A 22,563-nucleotide genomic window follows, 5' to 3' on the forward strand; every position below is an offset into this window, starting at 1 on the left:
GAGCGGGGCTAACGTTGTTGCCAACGATTGATTATTTGTTTAAAGCGTCTTTTGCTTGGTCAGCTAATGCAGTAAATGCTGTTGCATCGTTTACAGCCAAGTCAGCTAACATTTTGCGGTTGATGTCGATTTCAGCTAATTTCAAGCCGTGCATCAATTTTGAGTAGCTTAAGCCATTCATACGAGCCGCTGCGTTGATACGAGCGATCCACAATTTGCGGAAGTCGCGTTTCTTTTGACGACGATCGCGGTATGCGTAGTTGTATGAATTCATTACTTGTTCTTTTGCTGTTTTAAATAGAGTGTGTTTAGAACCGTAGTAACCTTTTGCTAATTTAAGCACTTTTTTACGACGTTTACGAGTTACTGTTCCACCTTTAACACGTGCCATGTATAATTCCTCCTAATATGAAAATCGATAATTGTTTGTATACGTGAAGCTTGGGTTACGCAATTATTTCATGCGTGCTAGTTGTTGACGGATACGTTTGTAATCGCCAGCTGAAACCATTGAAGCTTTACGCAATTGACGACGTTGTTTTTTTGTTTTGCCGTGGAAACGGTGACTGGTAAAGGCACGGAAGCGTTTCAATCCGCCGCCGCCAGTGCGTTTTACGCGTTTTGCTAATCCGCGGTGTGTTTTTTGTTTTGGCATAACTAATTTCCTCCTCAAAATCTTTCGTTATCTGACTTTAAACTGAAACTCAGTGAGTCATTATTTATCGTTTTTTGGTGCTAAGACTAAGAACATACTGCGGCCATCCATTTTTGGCTTTTGCTCAACAGTTGCCAAATCAGCAGTTTCTTCCGCCAAACGATCTAACACTTTCTGACCAATTTCTTTATGGGTAATGGCACGGCCTTTGAAACGGATCGAAGCTTTCACTTTGTCCCCTTTTTCAAGGAATTTACGTGCATTACGCAATTTTGTATTGAAATCATTGACGTCGATCGTTGGACTTAAACGAACCTCTTTAATGTTGATTACTTTTTGTTTCTTACGAGCTTCACGGTCTTTTTTCTGTTGCTCAAAGCGGAATTTCCCGTAATCCATAATTCTTGCTACTGGCGGCTTAGCATTTGGTGCCACCAATACCACATCAAGGTTTGCTCGTTCTGCAATTTGCAATGCTTCAGCTTTACTCTTTACACCAAGTTGTTCGCCGTTTTGATCAATCAAACGCAATTCACGTGCACGAATGCCGTCGTTTACCATCATATCCTTTGCTATGGTCATTCACCTCCGAGTTTTTTGAGAGAAAGAAAAGCTTGTCGATTCGAAATCAGACAATAAAAAAACGAGTTCTTCACGAACCCGCACGTACTCCACACAAATAAATGGTAGGAATCCTATTCTGCCCAGCGATATCTTCACTCAGGCGAGAAGCGGGTGCTTCTGCTTTTATTTCTCAACTTTTATAGTATACTGCTTTTTCCTCTTATTGTCAACAGTTTTCATGATTGTTTCAAAAAAAAGCCGGAGCATACGCTCCGACTTTCGTGTTTCTTATTCTGCTTTCAACGCAGCCATCGTGATGTAGTTGTATGGTTGATTGAAGTGAGGCAAGAAGAAGATATCTAATAGCTTCATCTTGTCGATCGTTACGCCTTCTTCGATCGCTAGTGAGAACATGTGGATGCCCATTGCGATTTCAGATGTTCGTGATGCCATTTGTGCACCAACGATGCGGCGTGATTCTTCTTCATAGACGATGCGGATTTTAACCGTCGCATTTTCTTTCATGAAGCCTGGTTTTTGGGTATCTTCGTAATCAGAGTATTTCACTTTCATGCCATTACGTTCGGCAGCTTCTACTGACAAGCCAGTTGAAACCATGTTGTAGCCGAAGATCGAAATCCCGTTTGATCCTTGAACACCTGTTGATTCTAAAGAAGTTCCGCCGATATTATGGGCAGCGACGATCCCTGAACGTACGGCATTCGTTGCTAATGCGATATAAGTGGTTTGTTGCAAAGCATTTGAGTACACAGTTGCACAGTCACCGACTGCGTAAACATCTGCATCGCTTGTCCGTTGATGGCGGTCCACTAAGTACGCGCCGTTAGCAAACAATTCCAAATGATCTTTGCCTAGCTCATTGTTTGGTAAGAAACCGATCGCATTGATCACTAGATCAACTGGGTATTCGCCGTTGTCTGTTACAACTGCTTCTACTTTCTCTGTTCCTTTGTATTCACGTGCTAATTCACCGAAATGCAATTCAATACCATTGTCAGCTAAGTTTTTGTCCATATCTTCTGTGAACCATTTGTCGTAGTAGTTTGGCAATGCCCGTGTCGCTGCATCAAAAAGCAACACATTTTTACCACGGCGTTTTGCTGCTTCAGCAATTTCAACACCGATGTAACCAGCACCGATAACGGCAACGTTTTTCACGTCTTCTGAGGCTAACTCTTTATCAACCGTTTGTCCATCTTGGAATTTTTTCAAGAAATGGATGTTTTTCAAGTCACGTCCAGGTACTTTGGGTGAGATCGGAACAGATCCAGTTGCGATGACAACTTTGTCATAAGATTCAACGATCGTTTCACCTTCACTGGTCACAGCGTGTACTTCTTTTTTCTCAAAATCGATATGGTCAACCACTGTTTCCATATGGATTTTTGCACCTTTTGCTTCAAAATCTTCACGTTTTGTATAGAACAAGCCTTCGTATGAATCGATTTGACGTCCAACCCATAAAGCAGTCCCACAACCTAGGTAGCTTAAGTTTGTATTACGGTCGATCATTACGACCTCTTGGTCTTTGTAGTTATCTAATAGTGTATTGGCAGCAGCAATCCCCGCGTGGTTTGCACCGATAATAACTGTTTTTGTCATGGAAAATTTCCTCCTTTTGTTTACATTGTCATTATAGCTCGCTTGTGAATTTGAAAACTATCAACTTTTTCGCGATTTTAAAAATTTGTGACAGTTTTTCGTTGATATACGTCACTTTCAGCGGGTTAAGTTTCTATATCAAAATTATTTTCGTCTTGCAAGTAAAAAGATTGTGAAAAAATATGTATTAAAAATCGAAGATTTCCCTTGTTATAAAAGCATTCTGCAAACCGATTGAATAAATTTCACAATACCCTGCCGCTTTTTCGTAACTATCGCGGCATCGATTCGCCGTGTTATACTGAGAGAAAAACATACAGGATGGGATCTTGATGAAGAAAAAAATCGTATTGCCACTACCGCCCTTATTGTCGGCATTAGAGCCACAGGATTTTTATTTAGAAGAAGAACTGCTTTTCGAAGGGGGGGTGTTCGAAGGCGGTGATTATAGCTATGATACTTGCAAAAACCTTATCTTGAAGCAATGTCATTTCAAGAAAGTGACGATGCAAAAAACACGCTTGAGTCAATGGGAATGTCAAAATGTCCTCTTTGAGAACTGCGATTTTTCTAATCTGGAATGTTTTGGTGCCAGCTTTCATCGTGTTCACTTTAAACAGTGTAAATTGACTGGTACGAATTTTGCGGAAAGCTATTTCCGTGACTGTACCTTTGAAGATTGCGTGGCAAACTTTGCTTCTTTTAGCAATACCAATTTACGGACGATGCTGTTTCGTCAGTGCCAACTAAACGACAGTGAGTTTTATGAGATGGATTGGAAACACTTGACGCTACAAGAAAACCAGTTGAACAATAGCAACTGGTTTCACACAAAATTAGCAACTTTAGATTTTCGGACCAATCAATTTCAAAAGATCGCGTTGTCCTTTGAACACTTGCGAGGACTAACAGTCGATCAAGAACAAGCCTTGGTCATCGCCGCCGGTCTAGGTTTGGTGATCGACTAACGAATTCTGCGCCACAAGGCAATCAACATCCAGACGGATAACACTAAACTGATCAACAAGGCAATACCCCAACCGAAAATACTATTGGTAAAAGGCAGCGGAACATTCATGCCAAAGAAACTGGTGACGATGGAAGGCACAGTCAATAAGAGGGACCAAACGGTCAAAAACTTCATGGTATCATTCAAGTTATTGTTTAATAGATTATTGTAGGTACCAGACAATTGTTCCAAAATTTGGAATGCCAGTTGGGTCATTTCCACTGCCTGTTTGGCTTCGATCAAGGCATCATCCAGTTGTTCCCGCTCATCATCATCCATCAAACGATAAATGGATAATGCTTTGATTTGCTCCAAGAGGACCGCATTTTGTTTCGTGGCAGACACTAAAAAAACCAGTCCAACTTCCAAATCAGACATTTGCAGTAAGTTTTTATTGGTTGTTTTTTCCCGTAGTCGCTGATTCAAGCGAATCCGCTCACTATTGACTTCTTCGACTAACGGAAAAAACGTGCCAGAAATCAAGAACAAGCTTTGAAACAAAAAATGAATGGGCGTTTGCAGCGGGTTTTGCAGGATCAAGCGCTCCATCATTGGAATCACATAACGGGTATTGTGGGATGCAAAAGTAAAGAGTTGCTTCCTTTTTAAAATAAACGTCATCGGGCTGGTCTCAAAATGATTTTCACGCTTTTCTTGCTGAGGTACATTGAAAACCAGCAGCAATGCTTCCTCTTCGGCATCATATTCGACCCGCGCGCGTTCGTTTTTATCTAAAGAGTACGTAAGCATCTCGTCAGACAAATGATATTGTTTTTGCAGTGCCATCACGCTTTTTGCGTCTTGTTGGTCGACTTGAATCCATTCATAGTTTCCGTCATAAAAGACATGTTTGTTTTCCACAATCCATCCTCCACTCTTGCTTTCTTCTATTATAAAAGAAAACAGCCAGAAGCCCAATCAAAGGACTTTCCTGGCTGTATTGGCTATTACTTATTTACGGGCGTCTTTCAAGGCCTCTTCCACCATCGTTAAAACGGCCTGTGCCGCTTGCGGGTCTTCGACAAAATTGAATTGATCGCCATCGATCTGGATCTTTGGACTCTCATTGTACTCTTCGTACCATTGATCGTAGCGTTTGTTCAACTCTTTGTAATAGTCGTATAACGAAGGATCAAAGGTCAACTGCTCATATTCCCGCCCACGTTTTTCAATACGCTCGAGCATCGTTTCAAAAGAAACGCGAATATGCACCAAAAGATCTGGATGCTTTTTGTGGGCTGCATACGGCAGCTCTTCTAACATATTGGCTAACAATTCATCATAGACTTTGACCTCGGTATCGGTCGCTCGCCCAAGGTCCGCATTTAAATGGAACAACAGTGAATCCTCATAAATGGAACGGTCCAGGACGTTATTGTCGTCTTTCATGGCTTGCTTGATACTTTCAAATCGTTTATTTAAGAAATAGATTTGCAGTAAAAACGCATATTTATTTGGATCTGCATAAAATAATGGTAACACTTCATTGTCATCGATCGATTCATAAAAGGCTTGACTGCCAAAATGATTGGCGATCAATGCGGTCAAACTTGATTTACCGGCACCAATCGTTCCTGCTAATACGATCACGCTCATATCCCCCAACTCACTCATCACTAAATATTGTATGTTGCCTTTGCGATATCAACTATACAACACTATATCTTGTGCCGTCAACTGAAACTTTTGAAGCACAGATCAAGAATTTTTTCAATAAAAGTTTAAAGATTTTTGCTTTTTTTTGAAATCTCATACGGAATGCTTAACGAAAGAGCCTTCTTCTAGTAAAATAGGAAAGGATCTTTAATTAAATTGTGTTTTTGTCAGGAGATAGTTACAATTGACTGACAAACGATAAATGAATCATGTGGGGTAAGCTCCCTAGAGAAATGAGGAAAATAATGTCAATTGGTACTGGCATAGCTACAGGAAAAATCATCTTAATGGGTGAACATTCGGTTGTTTACGGTGAACCAGCAATTGCTTTCCCTTTTGCGGGAGCAAAAGTACAAGTCGAGATCACAGCAAATGAAACAAGCACCTTGATTTCAAGTTACTATCACGGTCTGCTTGAAGAAGTCCCCAGCCACTTAAAAAATGTCAAAGACTTGCTGCATCGTCTGCAACAAGACTTCCACACGGGTCCTTTTGCAACCTCCATCGTCAGCACTATCCCTTCTGAACGGGGAATGGGTTCTAGCGCGGCGGTCGCTGTTGCACTGACTCGCGCTTTTTTTGATTGGATCAAAAAAGACTTTACAAAAGAAGAATTGATGACCTATGTCAACTTTTCTGAAAAAATCGCTCATGGCAATCCTAGCGGGATCGATGCTGCGGCAGCCAGTGGGACAGATGCCATTTACTTTATCAAAGGGCATCCCATCACTTCGTTTCCCCTCACGATCGACGGTTATTTGCTCGTCGCTGATACTGGAATCAAAGGGCAAACGAGAGAAGCAGTCAAAAGTGTCGCCCATCTTTTTGAAACCAGCAAGCAGCTGGCTAGTCAAGCAATCCAGCGTTTAGGGATCGAAACCAAAAAAGCTAAAGAGGCCATCATAGCCAATCAATTAGAAGTATTAGGTGAAAGCATGAACAACGCCCATCAGGCCCTGCAGCAGCTAGGGGTCAGCAATCAGCAACTGGATCAGTTGGTTTCCTTAGCGTTGGCACACGGTGCTTACGGGGCAAAGCTGACCGGCGGGGGCCGGGGCGGCTGTATGATCGCACTAACCAAAACGAAGGAACAGGCTGAGAATATCAGCCGTATTTTATTGTCCGATGGCGCTCGTGCGGCATGGATACAAGGATTAGGAGTTTATGAACATGTATAAGGGAAAGGCTCGCGCCTACACGAATATCGCATTGATCAAGTATTGGGGAAAACAAGATGAAACTTTCATTTTACCGATGAACAATAGTTTGTCCCTGACCCTCGATGCTTTTTACACAGAAACAACGGTGGCTTTTTCACCCGATTTTACGCAAGATCGCTTTACATTGGATGGCGTGGTTCAAACAGACGCTGCCACAAAAAAAGTTGCGGACTTTTTGGATCTGGTACGAAAAAAAGCGGACTGCCCGTGGTATGCCACGGTGGAAAGTCAAAATTTTGTTCCAACCGCTGCCGGACTTGCCTCTTCTGCCAGTGGATTAGCGGCATTGGCGGGTGCCTGTAGTGAAGCACTGGAATTAAACTTGTCGGAGCAAGAGTTATCCCGTTTGGCCCGTCGCGGTTCTGGTTCGGCGTGTCGGAGTATCTACGGCGGCTTTGCTGAATGGCATCAAGGCACCGATGAGACTTCTTTTGCCACGCAAGTGCCGTCGAATGGCTGGGAAGAAGAATTGAGTATGATCTTTATTTTGATCAACGCACAAGCCAAAGAAGTTTCCAGTCGTGAGGGGATGCGTCGAACCGTTGAAACCTCGAGTTTTTATCCGGGTTGGCTTACTGCCACCGCAACTGATCTCGTGAAAATGAAACAAGCGATTGCCGAGAAAGACTTTACTGCTTTAGGTGAAACGACCGAGGCCAACGCCTTGAAAATGCATGGAACGACCTTAGCCGCCGAACCACCTTTTACTTATTGGTCTTCTGAATCTTTACGAGCCATGGAATGTGTCCGAATGCTGCGAAAAAAAGGATTGGCTTGCTATTTCACGATGGATGCTGGTCCCAATGTCAAAGTTTTATGCCAAAAACAAGAAGAACAAACGATTTTACGTGAATTAAGTGCTCACTTTGCCTCAGAACAATTAGTAACTGCTCACGCGGGTAAAGGATTAGCCTTTTTACCGGTGGAAGAATCTTCTGCCATCAACTAAGAAGCCATTAAGAAGCCATCGATTAGGAGTGTCGAAATGATTGAACTATCCGTTCCCGGAAAACTATTTATTGCTGGTGAATACGCCGTTGTCGAACCTGGTCATCCTGCAATCATCGTTGCCGTTGACCAATTTATTACAGTCAATGTGGAAGAGGCCCGTAAAAACGGCAGCATCCAGTCTGCCCAATACAGCGACCTGCCGATTCGCTGGACGCGTCGCAAAGGCGAATTAGTCTTAGACCATCGGGATAATCCTTTCCACTATATTTTGGCAGCCATTCGTCTGACGGAAAAATATGCCCAAGAAAAAGGCATCCCCCTTTCCTTTTACGATTTAAAAGTGACCAGTGAACTGGATAACTCGAATGGTCGCAAATATGGCCTCGGTTCCAGCGGTGCCGTGACTGTTGCCACGGTCAAAGCATTGAATCTGTACTATCAAATGGAAATGGATCGGTTGACCCAATTCAAAATTGCGGCTCTTGCCCATCTCGCTGTTCAAGGCAATGGGTCGTGCGGTGATATTGCGGCCTCTTGTTATGGCGGCTGGATCGCTTTTTCAACCTTCGATCACGACTGGGTCTTAGCCAAACAAAAGGACCATACCTTAACAGAATTGATTGCTTTCGATTGGCCAGGATTATCGATCCGTCCCTTGACGGTTCCGAAATCGCTTCGACTATTGATTGGTTGGACAGGCTCTCCTGCCTCTACTTCTGATTTAGTGGATCAAGTCTATCAATCCAAAGAAGAAAAAGAAAACGCCTATGCCGCCTTTTTAGCAGCCAGCAAAGACTGCGTCAATCGATTGATCGACGGCTTTTTAAATGAAGACAGTCGCACGATCAAAAAAATGATCACGGAAAATCGAAAGCTCCTGCGGGAGTTGTCTGCACTAACTGGTGTACCGATTGAAACCCCCGCACTTAAAAAGCTTTGTGATCTAGCAGAAAATTATTGTGGCGCAGCCAAATCTTCTGGTGCCGGCGGTGGCGATTGTGGCATCGTGATCGTTGACCAGAAAACCGGTATTTTACCATTGATGAGTGCGTGGGAAAAAGCCGAGATCACCCCATTGCCGCTGCATGTTTACCATTACCGGGAGGACCTATCATGAATCGAAAAGATGAACATGTTTCCTTAGCAAAAGCGTTCCATAAAGAACACAGCAACGATTTTGATGCAGTTCGCTTGGTCCACCAGTCCTTTCCGCAAATTGACGTGGCTGATGTGTCAATTACGACGACTGTCTTTGACCGCTCATTTTCCAGCCCTTTTTTCATCAATGCCATGACAGGCGGCAGTGAAAAAACCTTAAAAATCAATCAAGAGTTAGCAGAGATCGCGCAAGCCTGTGACTTGATGATGGCAACCGGCTCCGTTTCGGCTGCCTTAAAAGACCCAAGTGTCGCCGATTCTTTCCGTATCGTCCGTAAAGCCAATCCTGACGGCTTCTTATTAGCCAATATTGGTGCGGGCAGTCCCGTTGAAAATGCACAACGGGCAGTAGAACTGTTTGGCGCCGACGCCTTGCAGATCCATCTTAATGCACCACAAGAATTAGTGATGCCCGAAGGCGATCGTCAATTTAGCCAATGGCTGTCCTTATTGGAAAAAACGGTTGCTTCCGTTGCCGTTCCGGTTGTCGTCAAAGAAGTCGGCTTTGGGATGTCTCGTGAAACGATTCAGCAGTTACTGGCGATCGGCGTACAAACGATTGATGTTGCTGGCAGCGGCGGCACAAGTTTTACTCAAATCGAAAATGCTCGTCGAAAAAAACGTGAATTGGCGTATTTAGACACCTTTGGTCAATCCACCGTGATTTCCTTGCTGGAAGCAAATGAGATCCAACAGCCCTTTACCCGCATCGCTTCAGGCGGCGTTCGGGATGCTTACGATATCTTCAAAGCACTTTGCCTTGGTGCGGATAGTGTAGGACTATCCGCCACGATCCTCGTGCTGCTTTTGTCAAAAGGCAAAGAAGAAACGATCGCCACCTTGCAATCATGGAAGGAACAGCTACAGCTGCTCTACACTATGGCAGGACAGACAAGTACCAAAGACCTCACCAAGATCCAGCTGATTTTTTCTGGTGCTGTCAAAGAGTGGTGTGAAGCACGTCAGATTCCCTTAGCAAAGTATAGTTTGCGTTAACCGATCCAGTCGCTGACTACCACATCGAACAAGCAAAAGCAGTACAATTCGTTTTTTATTGTACTGCTTTTTTTGTGTTCTTTTTTCTATAATAGTGAGTTTCCATTTATCATTTGGATAGTAGCGTTATTTAATCGCTACTTGATAATCACTTTCATTATCAGGTACGTTGTTTTTTTACCATCTTGTTTTCGAATGTGCTATGCTCAAGTTGAGGGAGGAACAATCGATTGTTTCTTGAGAAAAGGATCGGTTTTTTCATTCATAGACTACATTCAAAAGGAGGCGTTTCTTATGAGTAAATCCGAATCGTCGGCTGTTTTTTCAACGATTGCTTGTTTGCTATTGATGGCAACTGGCTTTCTTATGGCATCTTTTTCCATTCCTTATAGCTTTGTCCCTTATCTGTTAGCGATTCTTGCCGGGGGTTGGAAACAAACCTGGGAAGGCACGCAAGAATTGGTGCACGACAAACGGTTGAACGTCGATCTACTGATGGCGTTAGCCGCCATTGGTGCCTGTATCATTGGGCATTGGTTTGAAGGGGCGATGCTGACCTTTATCTTTTGTTTGAGCGGTGCCCTTGAGGAATATACGACCAACAAAAGTACGCGAGAAATTAGTTCATTAATGGCACTGCAACCAACGACTGCCTTAAAAATGATTGAATCTGGGGAGCTCGTCGAAGTACCAGTCGAAGCCCTTCAGTTAAAAGATACGATTATGGTGGCAAAAGGCAGTGCGATCCCGATCGACGGTATCGTGATCCAAGGAACCAGCAGTGTTGATGAGGCGGCCATCAGTGGCGAATCCATTCCTGTCGAGAAACGTTTAGGCAGTGAAGTCTTTGGGGGAACCATCAACCTTGGGCAGCCATTGTACATTGAAGTTACTCAAACGAGTGAAAACACCCGCTTTGCAAAAATCATTCAATTGGTGGAAGAAGCGCAGCAAATGCCAAGTCAAACGGCGACCCTGATCGAAAAAATCGAACGGATCTATGTGCCGATCGTCCTGATCGCCGTCCCACTAATGATCGTTTTGTGTACGTTTTTCACGAATTGGGGGTTCCAAGAAAGTTTTTATCGTGGCATGGTCTTACTAGTAGTGGCATCCCCTTGTGCCTTAGTCGCCTCTGCTACTCCTGCGACGTTAGCAGCCATTTCTCACGCTGCTCGTTTGGGCGTTTTATGCAAAGGCGGACAAGCCTTGGATGCCTTTGCCAATGTCAAAGCGATCGCTTTTGACAAAACCGGAACGCTGACTCGAGGCAAACCTGCTGTCACTGATGTTCATCTATTGCTGGATGAACCGTTTATCCCCCAACTGATTGTTGGGATGGAAAAACAATCAAATCACCCATTGGCTGAAGCGATCTTGGCGTATTTCCACGATGAAAGACCATTGGAATTAGCAGTGGAAGAACAAGCGGGGGTCGGTCTAGCCACCACTTACCAAGCTGCCCATTGGACGATTGGAAAAGAAGTCGATCTAACCTCTGTTGCTGTCAGTGAACAAACCCGCATCCAAGAATTGAAAGCAGCCGGAAAAACCTTGATTTATATCAATCGTGACCGTGTATTAGCAGGGTATTTAGCACTATTGGATCAGCCCCGTCCTGAAGCTCGTGAGAGTCTTGCCTACTTCAATAAGCAAGGAATTCACACGACGATGCTGACGGGTGATCATTTAGGTACTGCCAAAGTGATCGCCGCAGAAATCGGCTTGTCTGACTACGAAAGTGATTGCCTGCCTGATGAGAAAACCACTCGGATCAAAGAAATGAAAGAAACCTACCAAATCAATGCGATGGTCGGTGATGGGATCAATGATGCCCCCGCCTTAGCGACCGCAAGTGTAGGGATCGCGATGGGCGAAGGAACAGATGTCGCAATGGATGTGGCGGAGATCGTCTTGATGAAAAATGATTTGCTGCGTTTGGTCGACAGTCACCGTTTGGCTAAGAAATTACAGCGGATCATCAAACAAAACATCGTCTTTTCTATCAGTGTCATCTTGTTGCTGATCGCTTCAAACTTCCTTGAATTTCTCACGCTACCTCTAGGGGTCGTGGGTCATGAAGGAAGCACGATCTTAGTTATCTTAAACGGGTTGCGTATGCTTTTGCCATTACACAAAGAAACACCCCAGCAAGCCAAACCAACCCGCAAAGATTGCGATGATTGTGTCTTGTATCAACAGTCTTTGCATACGTGACCACTATTTGCACTAGCAAAAACGCCCATTGTTGGCACTTCACTAGAAGTCCATCAACGGGCGTTTTGCTGTTTTTTCTACTTATGCTTGATTGGCAAGTTGTTCCGTGTAGAGTTTGCCATCGTACATCTTAAAGAATGGATAATAGCAGAGAATGGAAACCCCTAAGTTGATCAAAGCGATCAGGATGGCTCGGAAATCACCGCCGGTTCCTAAAAACGCCCCTATGCCCACCGGTGAAATCCAGGGAATTCCCGTAATGACTTTATCGACAAAGCCAAACGAGCTAGCAAAGTAAGCAATCGTCACGTTGATCAAAGGTGTTACGATAAAGGGGATGATCAAATACGGATTGTAGACGATCGGTGCCCCGAAGATCACTGGTTCATTGATGTTAAAAAGCCCCGGTAAGATCGCTGCTTTTCCTAAGACTTTGAGCTGTTGTGATTTTGCCACAAACAGCATCAATAAAACCAATCCAAGTGTACTTCCTGCGCCACCCATAAAAATATACATGTTCACAAAATCCCCAGCAAAAATATTATTGGCACCATCGATATTTTCAGTTAGAGCCACCAATAGGATGGGATTGATGAAACTATTTTTTATAACTGCCGTCCCATGAACCCCCACTGCCCATAAGAGATGGATAAGGAGCATAATCACGATGATTCCTAACCACGAACCCGTCAACTCCTTCACGAATTCAAATGGTTTGGATAGCAATCCGTGAAGATCCGTGTGGAAAACCGCCAGTACTCCATTGATCGCCACCATCAAAAAGGCAATCAAAATCGCTGGGATCAATGACGCAAATGCTTTGCTGACTCCATCAGGAACCCCTTCAGGCATCTGGATGGTGATCTTTCTTTTTACACAAAAACGATAGACTGACGTAGCAAGTACTGCAGTGATAATCCCGATGAAGATCCCTACTCCACTGAAGCGAGTGATCCAACCGCCTAAAGCGACCCCATTATAAACAATGGCGGTTTCGCTCTCTGACTGCAGCAATTGTGCCGCACCATCTGTGATATCGACTTGGACGATCGTCATTAAAAAGGCAAACAAACTTAATAACGCCCCTACAAAACTGCTCATAGTCAAATGCTCTTCTTTATGATAGATCTCAGTTAAATAATACCCTGTTGCTAAACAATAAAAAACAGCAATCGAGCCAACAGACATGGTAGTTACGACACTATAAAGCGGTGAAAATCGTAAAATCGTTTGTTCGAAAAAGCCAGCCAGTGGTGGAATGATTTGTGGTAAATTATTGATGATTAAAAAAATCGATCCGACGATCGTAAAAGGGACCGTAATGATCCCAGCTTGCATGATTGCGCGAATAAAGCGTAAATTCGCCAACTTATTCAATGGCGGCATCAAACGCGTTTCTAAAAAGGTAAAAACACTTGTCATCATTACTCCTCCAACGAAGGGATCGCCCCTTCTTCAATCAGCTTTTGATACCAATAAAAGCTGTCTTTTCTCACTCGTTTTTGTTCTTTTTCCTCTGCATCATTGCGATCTACGTAAATAAAACCATACCGTTTTCGAATCCCTTCATGCACACTAATCAAATCAATGGCAGACCACGGGCTATATCCGATCAGATCCACCCCAGCATTGATCGCGGCTAAGCATTGATTGATATGCTGCGACAAATAATCGATACGGTACGGATCATGAACCGCGCCATCTGCTTCTAGATGGTCTTCGGCCCCTAAGCCGTTTTCAGTAATGATGATCGGCAAGTGGTAACGATCATAAAGTGTTTGCAACGTCGTTTTCAGTCCCAAGGGATCGATGGTCCAATTGAAGGCATTTTTCTTCAAGAACGTATTGGTGAACCCTTTGTAAAAACCACGCTCCATAATGTCTTCACTTTGCTGATCACTGATGCCGTTTTTCATGTCCCCAGCTTCCGTCGGCTGCTCCACTGTCACCGTGGTGTAGAAGTTCATTGCGACAAAGTCAGGCAGAGCCCGTTTCATCAACACCTCATCTTCCGGACCAAAGTCAATCGTGAGGCCGTTTTGGTTCAAATAATCTTGAAAGACCGTATTGTAACGACCGAAGCAGGCGAAATCAAGGTACGCCCAGTTCCGGACACTGTTGAAATACAGCGCCGCTTGGTTGTCTTCTGGTCGACTAGTCGCCGCATAGACCAACGAAATATTCGGCACCGGTCCGATTTTGCCATTCGGTACGATTTCATGACACGCTTCGAAAGCATATTTTTCAGCGATCATCAGGTGATGAAATTGCTGGTATTTTTCTGATAATGGAATCTTTTTCCCTAATATTTTTTGATCCACCAACAGCATGATATTTGGTTCATTGATCGTCAGCCAGTGCGTCACTCGATCCCCATAGGCTGTAAACAGCGTTTTGGCGTATGCGGCAAATGCCTCAACGGTGCTGCGTTTTGTCCAGCCGCCTTCGTCTTCCAATGCTTGCGGCAAGTCAAAATGGTTCAACGTTACAAAGGGCTGAATGCCGTGTTTCAGCAATTCATCAATGACATCGCTGTAATGATCCAATCCTTTTTGATTAATAGTACCGCGCCCTTCTGGAAAAATTCGCGACCAAGCGATCGAAAAACGGAAAATTTTGATCCCCATTTCTGCTAACAAGGCGATATCCTCTTTGTACTGGTGGTAATGGTCGACAGCCACAGTAAAATCCGCGATCTTGTGGTTGTCTCTTGGACGAGTATCTTGGACACTCAGTCCCTTGCCATCGGTTTGATACGCTCCTTCGGTTTGGTGAGCGGAAATCGATGCTCCCCATAAAAAATCAGTTGGAAATGTTTGTTTCATATCGTACTCCTTATCCTAAATAAGATGCGTTTAACATCTTAGAATTATTGCTTGCATGGCAAAGACAATATTCTGAATTATCTCTTATTTTTCGCACTAAAGCAAAAAATAACTCCTGTCAAGTAAGACCCTTTTGAAGATGTGCTACTTAGACAAAAAAAAAGCAAAGTCTAGTTTCCTAGACTTTGCTTTTCAATGCGATAATTTAGAAATAGCAGCTTATTTTTGCTCTGCTTTATCTTCGTTCAATAGTGCTTTTCTTGAAAGGTTCACACGGCCTTGTTTGTCGATTTCTGTGACCTTCACTAAGATTTCGTCGCCTTCTTTGACAACGTCTTCTACTTTGTTGACCCGTTCGTTCGCAAGTTGTGAAATGTGAACTAAGCCGTCTTTGCCTTTGATCAAGTTGACAAACGCACCGAATTTTTCAACACGGACAACTTTCCCAAGGTACACTTCGCCAACTTTTACTTCTTTCGTCAATTCTTCAATGATCTTGATAGCTTTTTGGATCATTTCTGCATCAGCAGAAGCAATCGAAACTTTTCCGTCTTGATCAATATCGATTTTCACGCCAGTTTCATCAATGATGCCATTGATGGTGTCGCCGCCTTTACCGATTACATCTTTGATCTTCGCAGGATCGATTTGGATCATTTCGATCTTCGGTGCGTATTGGCTTAACTCTTCACGAGGAGCAGCCAATGTTGATGTCAATTCATTTAAGATTTCCATCCGTGCTTTTTTCGCTTGATCTAATGCTTCTGTCAAGATTTGTTCAGTGATTCCTTGAATCTTGATATCCATTTGTAACGCAGTGATCCCATCTTTGGTTCCAGCAACTTTAAAGTCCATATCGCCAAGGTGATCTTCTAAGCCTTGAATATCAGTTAAGATCGTGTAGTTTTCACCATCAGATACAAGTCCCATTGCGATACCTGCAACTGGTGCTTTGATTGGCACCCCTGCATCCATCAATGCTAAGGTTCCTGCACAGATACTTGCTTGAGAAGAAGAACCATTTGATTCTAATACTTCTGCAACGAGACGGATTGTGTAAGGGAAGTCTGTTTCATCAGGAATCACTTGTGCTAAGGCACGTTCGCCTAATGCACCATGACCGATTTCACGACGTCCTGGTGAGCCGGCACGACCAGTCGAACCAACAGAAAATTGAGGGAAGTTGTAATGGTGGATGAATCGTTTTGATTCTTCAACCCCTAATCCATCAATGATTTGGTGTTCGCCTAAAGGTGCTAATGTACAAGCAGACAATGCTTGGGTTTGTCCCCGAGTAAATAGACCAGAACCATGAACACGTGGCAATAAGCCAACTTCTGATGCCAATGGACGGATTTCGTCTAATTGACGGCCATCCGGACGAATCTTGTCGATGGTGATCAATTCGCGAACCACATCTTTTTCAAGATCTTCCGCGATTTGTTTCACTTCTTTCAAGAATTGTGCTTCCTCTTCATGTCCAGCAAATTTTTCTGCATACACTTCTTTCACTGTGTCTTTGACTTTATCGATCTCGTCTTCACGAGCCAATTTTTCTTCAGTCATAACAGCAGTTTTCATTGTTTGGTAGTAGCCGTCGAAAATTTCTTTTTTCAAGTCAGCATCTACTTGTAACAATTTGACTTCCATTTTTGGTTTACCCACAGCTGCGACAACTTCTTCTTGGAAGGCAACCAATTCTTGGATAGCATCAAAACCGAATAATAACGCACCTAACATGTCTTCTTCAGAAACTTCCTTCGCGCCTGATTCAACCATGTTGATAGCTTTTTTCGTTCCAGCTACTGTCAATTCGATATCAGTTTGTTCTGCTTGTTCTACTGTTGGATTCAAGACGTACTCACCATTGACCCGACCAACATCAACACCAGCGATCGGTCCGTCAAACGGGATATCTGAAATAGACAATGCTAAAGAAGAACCTAACATTGCCGCCATTGCTGGCGTACAATCTTGTTCAACACTCATTACGATGTTTGTTACTTGTACTTCGTTACGGAAACCTTCCGCAAACATTGGACGGATCGGACGATCGATCAAGCGGGCAGTCAAGGTTGCTTCCGTACTTGGACGTCCTTCCCGTTTGATAAAGCCACCAGGTACTTTCCCTACGGCATACATTTTTTCTTCGTAATTGATTGTTAATGGGAAAAAGTCGGTATCTTTTGCTTCCTTAGATGCAACCGCTGCACTTAGGACAACCGTATCGCCATAACGAACCAATACAGCTCCGTTTGCTTGTTTGGCTAATTGGCCAACTTCTACTTCTAATGGGCGGCCGCCCCAAGTTGTTTTGAATACTTGTTTTTCTGTCATGTTCTGCTCCTTTTCATCGGATCCCAGCAAGTCACTACTAAACAAATGAAAAAATCGGAATGTCGTTCCGCTGCTTTCATTTGGTTAGTAGGATGCTGCTTACAAGGACCCAAAATTCTTTTTAGCTGCGCTTTTTGATTCACCAGTCAAAAGGCCGCTCTTTCGGTGTTTCACTTTTTAGATGACTCGAGATCACCTGTCAGACTGCATCAGCTGTTTTAGCCGACACTGCAGTCGCAGTGATTCATAGCAAAAAAGTGAGATTCGGGTTGAACCTCACTTTTCTTTGTTTGATTAACGACGTAATCCTAAAGCTTGGATTAATTCGCGGTAACGTTGTACGTCTTTTTGACGTAGGTAAGCTAATAAGTTACGACGATGTCCAACTTTTTTCATCAACCCACGGTATGAATGGTGGTCTTTTTTGTGCATACGTGCATGTTCGTTCAAATGGTTGATTTCTTCTGTTAAAACAGCGATTTGAACTTCTGGAGAACCAGTATCTCCTTCATGACGTGCAAATTTGTTGATGATTTCGTTTTTGCGTTCTTTTGAAATTGCCATGTTTTTCACCTCTTTTTCTTTTTCCCCTGCGACTGAGTAAAACGTTGGTGATTCGTTAAACCAAGTAACAGGTACTGTGCTTTTCACACGTAATTACTTTACTTGATTCTAAGTAAAAAAGCAAGTTTATCTACCTATTCTTTTCGTTTCTTTTGAAAGCTCCTCCAAAACTTATGTTATACTGAGGATACTACTCTATCTAAAGGAAGTGTAAGGATGAGCGTTCTTTCCCGAATCGAGAGCATGAAAAATGAATTATCGCTTTCTGAGAAGAAACTCTTCGCATTCATGGAGGCCAATCCTGAAAAAGTGCCGTCGATGACTGCGAGTCAATTAGCAGAAGCCACTGGGATCAGTGCGCCGACTGTCGTACGCTTTGCGAAAAAAACCGGCTTTGCTAGTTTGACAGATTTAAAAATACAATTATCTGCGGAATCCGGCTTGCGCCAAAATGCCAATGAAAACTTGGGCTATGCCGATGTTGAATTAAATGAGCCCTTTCATGCCATCACATCTAAATTAAGCCACAATGCACAGGTGACTATGAATGAGACGGCTCAATTGTTAGAAGAACAGCTGATGTTGGCTGCCGCTGAACTGATCGCGACTCGTGAGCGAATCTTTGTCTGCGGGATCGGTGCTTCTTCATTGATCGCACAAGATATCCAACAAAAATGGACCCGTTTAGGCAAAATCGTCGTGTTTGAAAATGACTACAATCTCTTGTTGCCGCAACTCGTCAAAAACGAGAAAAAAAGTCTCCTCTGGGTCATTTCCAACAGTGGACACACGCCTGAGATGGTTCACTTAGCAGAAATCGTTAAAAATCTTGGCGTCCCGATTCTGTCACTCACCCGATTTGGCAGTAATCCGTTAACAAAGTTGGCGGATGTTCCCCTGCAAGTGTCCCGTTCCAAAGAAGCCAACCAACGTAGTGCTGCTACGAATTCGATTATCGCCCACCTATTGGCGGTCGATGTCCTTTTCTATGTCTTTTTAAGCAAGAATGAAAAGCTGGCACGCAATATCTATGCCTCACGCCAAGCCATTGCCGATTTTCGTGAGAAGTATTTATAAAATATTCATAGCCAAAGAAGTCCGCAGGAAAGTTTTCCTGCGGTATTTTTTCTTCTAAGGACACTTTGATCAATCAAGGGCATTCTTGGCAGCTACTTCTGCCAACCAAAAACTGGACGCTTTGGGATAACGCTTGAAGTCATTTTTCAAATCCACTCGATAAAACCCATAACGGTTTTTATATGCATTCAACCAGCTCCAGCAATCCATAAAGGTCCACATATGGTAACCGAAACAAGGAGACCCGTCTTCGATTGCATGATGCAGCTGACGCAAATGGTCTTCAACAAAGGCGATCCGATACGTATCATTGACCTGCCCCGTGGCGTCCATGAACCGTTCTTCCTCAGATACCCCCATGCCATTTTCGGAAACAAACCATGGCATGTTTTGATAGTCATTCTTTAGACGCATCGCGATATCGTAAATCCCTTCTGGATAGATTTCCCAGCCGCGATGAGGATTGATTTTTTTCTCTGGCCAATCGTACCCACGAAATAACTGACGTGGCTCAAAGGGACCGGATGCTGCCTTCTGCGGAAGTGGTGCTTGGATCCGCAACGGTTGATAATAATTGCAACCAATAAAATCTACGGTATTTTCACGAAAAATTTCCGCATCTGTTGCTTCATATTCAGGGGACAATTGATGCTCCTTGAATAAGCTCGTTAGCTTTTCTGGAAATTGTCCATAAACGACACAGTCCAAAAAACTGCGAATATACAAGAGATCTGCCCATTCAGCGGCTTCTCGATCAGCCGCTTCTTGACTTTTTGGATAAACAGGTGACAAATTCAAGATGATACAGATTTCTCCATCAGGAAGTGCGATTTTACGAAACTCAGCAACTGCCTTCGCATGGGCTAACAAGGTATGATAACCAACTTGAATTGCCCGCTTGAAATCACGCACTTGCGGCCAATGAGCATCTCCGTAATACCCACATTCAATATGCACCAATGGTTCATTAAAGGTCGCCCATTTTTTCACTAAATCGCCAAATTGTTCAAAAGCAGTTTTTGCATAAAATGCAAAATGGTCCACGGATTCCCGCGCCTCCCAACCTCCTTTTTCCATCAGCCACCAAGGCATGTCAAAATGAAACAAATTAATGATCGGTTCGATGCCTTGATCCAGCATTTCCTGAAAATATGCCCGATAAAACCGGACTGCCGTCTGATTCAATGTTTTTCCATCTGGTAATAAGCGGGTCCATGCAATCGATGTCCGATAGGAATTCAAGTTCATGGCCTTCATGTTTGCTACGTCTTCCCGGTATTGATAGTAGGTATTTGAGGTGTCGCTTGGTCCGACACCATCGTAAAAGCGTGACGGCTCCAACTCAAACCATTTGTCCCATGTAGAGGGACTTTTGCCGTCAACCACTGCGGCCCCCTCGGTTTGCGGTGCTGACGCGGCCGCTCCCCATAAAAAGTTTTTTGGAAAGTGAATCATTCTTTTGCTCCTTTCTGAATTACCTGCCACGTGCGGTCAGGGTTGGACCGTTGAAATACAAATCGATACTGCTGACCTGCTGTTTCGACTTCCAGACAAAACGATGTTGTTTCTTCCAAGGAAATTGCCAGCTGCTGCAATGATGCTTCACCGATCACGAGTTGAAAAGTTGCTTGTCCTTGACTAGGCACCCATACTTTTTGAAAGCCGCATAAGACTTTTTTCCTCGGCACATATGCTTTTGTATACTCTTTTAGATAGCATTGGACCAGTTCTTTACCAGACACAGTAGAATGATTTTCAAGTGTGCCACTGACGATAATGCCTTCCCCTGCATATTCAGCCGAAACCGAGCTGCAAATAAAAGAGGCATAACTAAGACCATAACCAAAAGAATATACTGGTGCGCCTTTTTGATCGAGGTAGTCTTTTTGAAACGCTGTGTTGCGATAATTATAACAGACAGGCAGTTGTCCAACTGTATCAGGAATAGAAACTGCTAATTTCCCACTAGGTACCGTTTCACCAAAAAGAATCCGAGCAATCGCTTCCCCTCCATATTGGCCGGGATAGCCAGCGTAAAGCACCCCATCGAACAAGTCTTGCAAAGGAGCTAAGCAATGCGGTCGACCGGAAATCACGATCCCAATCAGCGGCTTTTTACTCTTCTTCAACGCAAACAGTAAATCCAACTGGCATTGCGGCAAATCGAGGGTAGCCAAGTCGATGTTTTCTCCACTGGTCATTTCCTGAGATCCCCTTAAGGCGGCACCGTTTTTGTCAAAATCCGTTGTGAAATCACGGGCACTGGAGCCGCCGATCGTCACTAAGACGACATCCGCTTTTTCTGCAATCTGACAGGCTTGCCTTCGTTGAGCCAGTGTGCCACTAGAGATTTCGCAGCCTTTCTCGTAGAAGAAGTCAGCTTGATGCGTACTTAAACTGGTCAAACCTTCCCAAAGGGTCGTACATGTTGTTTCTTCCTTGAATGGCGTATAATCCCCCAGCTGATGATAGAGCTGTTTAACGTGAGGACCGATGACGGCAATCTTTTGTCGCGTTTTCTTCAAAGGCAAAATACCATTGTTCTCTAGTAAAACAATCGATTCCTCCGCCAATTTCAAGGCAACTTGTTGCGCCTTTTCTTTACGGGGCAATGAAACACGGGGCGTTGCTTCTTTAAACAAGCCAAGTTTTTCTTTCAAAAGAAGCACACGACGGACTGCATCATCGATCGCCGTTTCCGCAAGTAGCCCCTCAAGGACAGCTTCTTCTAACACTGGGAAAACTTCATCCCATAAACTAACATCCACACCGCTGGTCAAGGATTTGGCGGCCGCTTGTGGGTGGCTCCCCAGCCAGTCAGCAATCCGATCCAGCCCACACCCATCGGCCATCACAATTCCCGTAAAGCCACTTTCTTCTCGTAAAACATCTTGCAGCAAATAAGCATTGGCATGGCACGGGATACCGTCTAGATCATTGTATGCAGCCATACACCCCAAGGCCCCAGCAGCAATCCCTGCTTTCATTGGTGGCAGATGGATCTCGCGGAATTCCCGATCACCGATTGCCACTGGCCCTGCATTGTGTCCCCCCATTCCTGCACCTTGGGCAGCAAAGTGCTTCAATACCGCTAAAACGTTCTGCTTTTCTATCGTTGTTTTTGATCCTTGTAATCCTCTGACGGCCGCTTTGGTAAAGCTGCTGGTTAAAAACGGATCTTCACTGAAACATTCTTCAGTTCGCCCCCAACGCGGATCTCTAGCAATGTCCAATGCGGAAACCAAGCCAACATGGGCTCCTTTTGCCCGAATCTCTTGAGCAGTGATGGTTTGGGCCGCTTGATACAGCTCTGGATTCCAACTAGAACCAACACTAAAATTGACCGGAAACGTCGTCGCTTCTAAACCTTGGTGCCCGTGAGGACACTCTTCACTGAGAAGGGCCGGAATCCCCAGCCGAGTGTGCTCCTGCAAATAAGTTTGAATCATAAGGGATAGCTCATAGGACTCCGTGGTCGTCAGGCCTGTTTGCTTATTTCTACCTGACCAAGGATCAGCTCGAAACACGCCGTAAATCCAGCCAAGACTGCCAAAACGAGCTACTTCTTTTTTAAAGGTTTCAGTCAACATAATTTTTCCGTTAGTTTTTTCATAAACTTCCCAACCATACAGACGCTGATTCAGCTGGCCGATTTTTTCTTTCAACGTCATTTGCCGTAAAAGTGTCTCAATCATATGCTTCTCCATTTCT

At 43.9% G+C, this 22,563-nt stretch carries 19 protein-coding genes and 1 other annotated feature; of the genes, 7 read left to right on the plus strand and 12 right to left on the minus strand.

What is annotated here, in order from left to right:
- Nucleotides 1–31 precede the first annotated feature (31 nt).
- The 4 genes from rplT to nox all read right to left on the minus strand — a co-directional run bounded on the left by rplT (nucleotide 32) and on the right by nox (nucleotide 2,842).
- Nucleotides 32–391 (minus strand): 50S ribosomal protein L20, encoded by a 360-nt coding sequence (rplT, locus tag IGK63_RS13440; protein ID WP_003128653.1) that lies wholly within the window; start codon nucleotides 389–391, stop codon nucleotides 32–34.
- A gap of 63 nt (nucleotides 392–454) precedes the next feature.
- The gene (rpmI, locus tag IGK63_RS13445) at nucleotides 455–655 is read right to left on the minus strand and encodes a 50S ribosomal protein L35 (protein ID WP_003128650.1); all 201 of its coding nucleotides are present in this window, start codon (nucleotides 653–655) and stop codon (nucleotides 455–457) included.
- Between the two features lie 60 nt (nucleotides 656–715).
- The gene (gene infC / locus IGK63_RS13450; RefSeq protein WP_005228103.1) at nucleotides 716–1,237 is read right to left on the minus strand and encodes a translation initiation factor IF-3; all 522 of its coding nucleotides are present in this window, start codon (nucleotides 1,235–1,237) and stop codon (nucleotides 716–718) included.
- Nucleotides 1,238–1,284: 47 nt separating this feature from the next.
- Nucleotides 1,285–1,408 (minus strand) — a sequence feature (ribosomal protein L20 leader region).
- A 99-nt stretch (nucleotides 1,409–1,507) separates the two neighbouring features.
- Nucleotides 1,508–2,842 carry a H2O-forming NADH oxidase gene (gene nox / locus IGK63_RS13455; protein WP_008379508.1) on the minus strand — a complete coding sequence of 445 codons (1,335 nt, stop codon included), beginning with the start codon at nucleotides 2,840–2,842 and terminating at the stop codon, nucleotides 1,508–1,510.
- A 332-nt stretch (nucleotides 2,843–3,174) separates the two neighbouring features.
- On the opposite strand from nox, the gene IGK63_RS13460 reads away from it, so the two are divergent.
- A complete protein-coding gene (locus IGK63_RS13460; RefSeq protein ID WP_005233801.1) occupies nucleotides 3,175–3,810 on the plus strand; it encodes a pentapeptide repeat-containing protein in 636 nt (211 codons plus the stop codon).
- Here IGK63_RS13460 and IGK63_RS13465 read toward each other — a convergent pair.
- On the minus strand, nucleotides 3,807–4,712 hold the full coding sequence (locus IGK63_RS13465; RefSeq protein WP_008379505.1) for a magnesium transporter CorA family protein: 906 nt from the start codon (nucleotides 4,710–4,712) through the stop codon (nucleotides 3,807–3,809). The genes IGK63_RS13460 and IGK63_RS13465 overlap by 4 nt on opposite strands.
- Before the next feature lie 90 nt (nucleotides 4,713–4,802).
- The gene (locus IGK63_RS13470) at nucleotides 4,803–5,447 is read right to left on the minus strand and encodes a deoxynucleoside kinase (RefSeq protein ID WP_008379503.1); all 645 of its coding nucleotides are present in this window, start codon (nucleotides 5,445–5,447) and stop codon (nucleotides 4,803–4,805) included.
- A 305-nt stretch (nucleotides 5,448–5,752) separates the two neighbouring features.
- Between IGK63_RS13470 and mvk the strand changes: the two genes are divergently transcribed.
- The 5 genes from mvk to IGK63_RS13495 all read left to right on the plus strand — a co-directional run bounded on the left by mvk (nucleotide 5,753) and on the right by IGK63_RS13495 (nucleotide 12,049).
- A complete protein-coding gene (gene mvk, locus IGK63_RS13475; RefSeq protein ID WP_172634709.1) occupies nucleotides 5,753–6,685 on the plus strand; it encodes a mevalonate kinase in 933 nt (310 codons plus the stop codon).
- Nucleotides 6,678–7,676, plus strand: coding sequence for a diphosphomevalonate decarboxylase (mvaD, locus tag IGK63_RS13480; RefSeq protein ID WP_034872145.1), 999 nt, complete (start codon nucleotides 6,678–6,680; stop codon nucleotides 7,674–7,676). The genes mvk and mvaD overlap by 8 nt, the downstream gene beginning before the upstream one ends.
- A 36-nt stretch (nucleotides 7,677–7,712) precedes the next feature.
- Entirely contained in the window at nucleotides 7,713–8,795 is a 1,083-nt protein-coding gene (locus tag IGK63_RS13485) for a phosphomevalonate kinase (protein ID WP_005233792.1), read from the plus strand.
- Nucleotides 8,792–9,832, plus strand: a complete 1,041-nt coding sequence (gene fni, locus IGK63_RS13490; protein WP_016612893.1) for a type 2 isopentenyl-diphosphate Delta-isomerase — start codon at nucleotides 8,792–8,794, stop codon at nucleotides 9,830–9,832. The genes IGK63_RS13485 and fni overlap by 4 nt, the downstream gene beginning before the upstream one ends.
- Nucleotides 9,833–10,126: 294 nt before the next feature.
- On the plus strand, nucleotides 10,127–12,049 hold the full coding sequence (locus tag IGK63_RS13495; protein WP_051154593.1) for a heavy metal translocating P-type ATPase: 1,923 nt from the start codon (nucleotides 10,127–10,129) through the stop codon (nucleotides 12,047–12,049).
- A gap of 81 nt (nucleotides 12,050–12,130) precedes the next feature.
- Here the strand turns inward: IGK63_RS13495 and celB are convergent, their stop codons facing one another.
- The 4 genes from celB to rpsO all read right to left on the minus strand — a co-directional run bounded on the left by celB (nucleotide 12,131) and on the right by rpsO (nucleotide 17,775).
- Nucleotides 12,131–13,471 carry a PTS cellobiose transporter subunit IIC gene (gene celB / locus IGK63_RS13500; RefSeq protein ID WP_034872146.1) on the minus strand — a complete coding sequence of 447 codons (1,341 nt, stop codon included), beginning with the start codon at nucleotides 13,469–13,471 and terminating at the stop codon, nucleotides 12,131–12,133.
- A gap of 2 nt (nucleotides 13,472–13,473) precedes the next feature.
- Nucleotides 13,474–14,874, minus strand: coding sequence for a glycoside hydrolase family 1 protein (locus IGK63_RS13505; RefSeq protein ID WP_008379488.1), 1,401 nt, complete (start codon nucleotides 14,872–14,874; stop codon nucleotides 13,474–13,476).
- Between the two features lie 219 nt (nucleotides 14,875–15,093).
- Nucleotides 15,094–17,211, minus strand: a complete 2,118-nt coding sequence (gene pnp, locus IGK63_RS13510; protein WP_008379486.1) for a polyribonucleotide nucleotidyltransferase — start codon at nucleotides 17,209–17,211, stop codon at nucleotides 15,094–15,096.
- Nucleotides 17,212–17,505: 294 nt separating this feature from the next.
- Entirely contained in the window at nucleotides 17,506–17,775 is a 270-nt protein-coding gene (gene rpsO, locus IGK63_RS13515; protein WP_005228072.1) for a 30S ribosomal protein S15, read from the minus strand.
- A 216-nt stretch (nucleotides 17,776–17,991) separates the two neighbouring features.
- Here rpsO and IGK63_RS13520 point away from each other — a divergent pair, with 216 nt between their 5' ends.
- Complete coding sequence (locus tag IGK63_RS13520; RefSeq protein WP_008379484.1) at nucleotides 17,992–18,852, plus strand: MurR/RpiR family transcriptional regulator; 861 nt, start codon at nucleotides 17,992–17,994, stop codon at nucleotides 18,850–18,852.
- A gap of 69 nt (nucleotides 18,853–18,921) precedes the next feature.
- On the opposite strand, the gene IGK63_RS13525 is transcribed toward IGK63_RS13520, so the two are convergent.
- Nucleotides 18,922–20,307 carry a glycoside hydrolase family 1 protein gene (locus IGK63_RS13525; protein ID WP_016612898.1) on the minus strand — a complete coding sequence of 462 codons (1,386 nt, stop codon included), beginning with the start codon at nucleotides 20,305–20,307 and terminating at the stop codon, nucleotides 18,922–18,924.
- Complete coding sequence (locus IGK63_RS13530; RefSeq protein WP_016612899.1) at nucleotides 20,304–22,559, minus strand: glycoside hydrolase family 3 N-terminal domain-containing protein; 2,256 nt, start codon at nucleotides 22,557–22,559, stop codon at nucleotides 20,304–20,306. Before IGK63_RS13530 ends, IGK63_RS13525 begins: the two co-directional genes overlap by 4 nt.
- Between the last annotated feature and the right edge of the window lie 4 nt (nucleotides 22,560–22,563).

It is taken from the genome of Enterococcus sp. AZ040, assembly GCF_050499185.1.
GTDB lineage: Bacteria > Bacillota > Bacilli > Lactobacillales > Enterococcaceae > Enterococcus_D > Enterococcus_D entomosocium.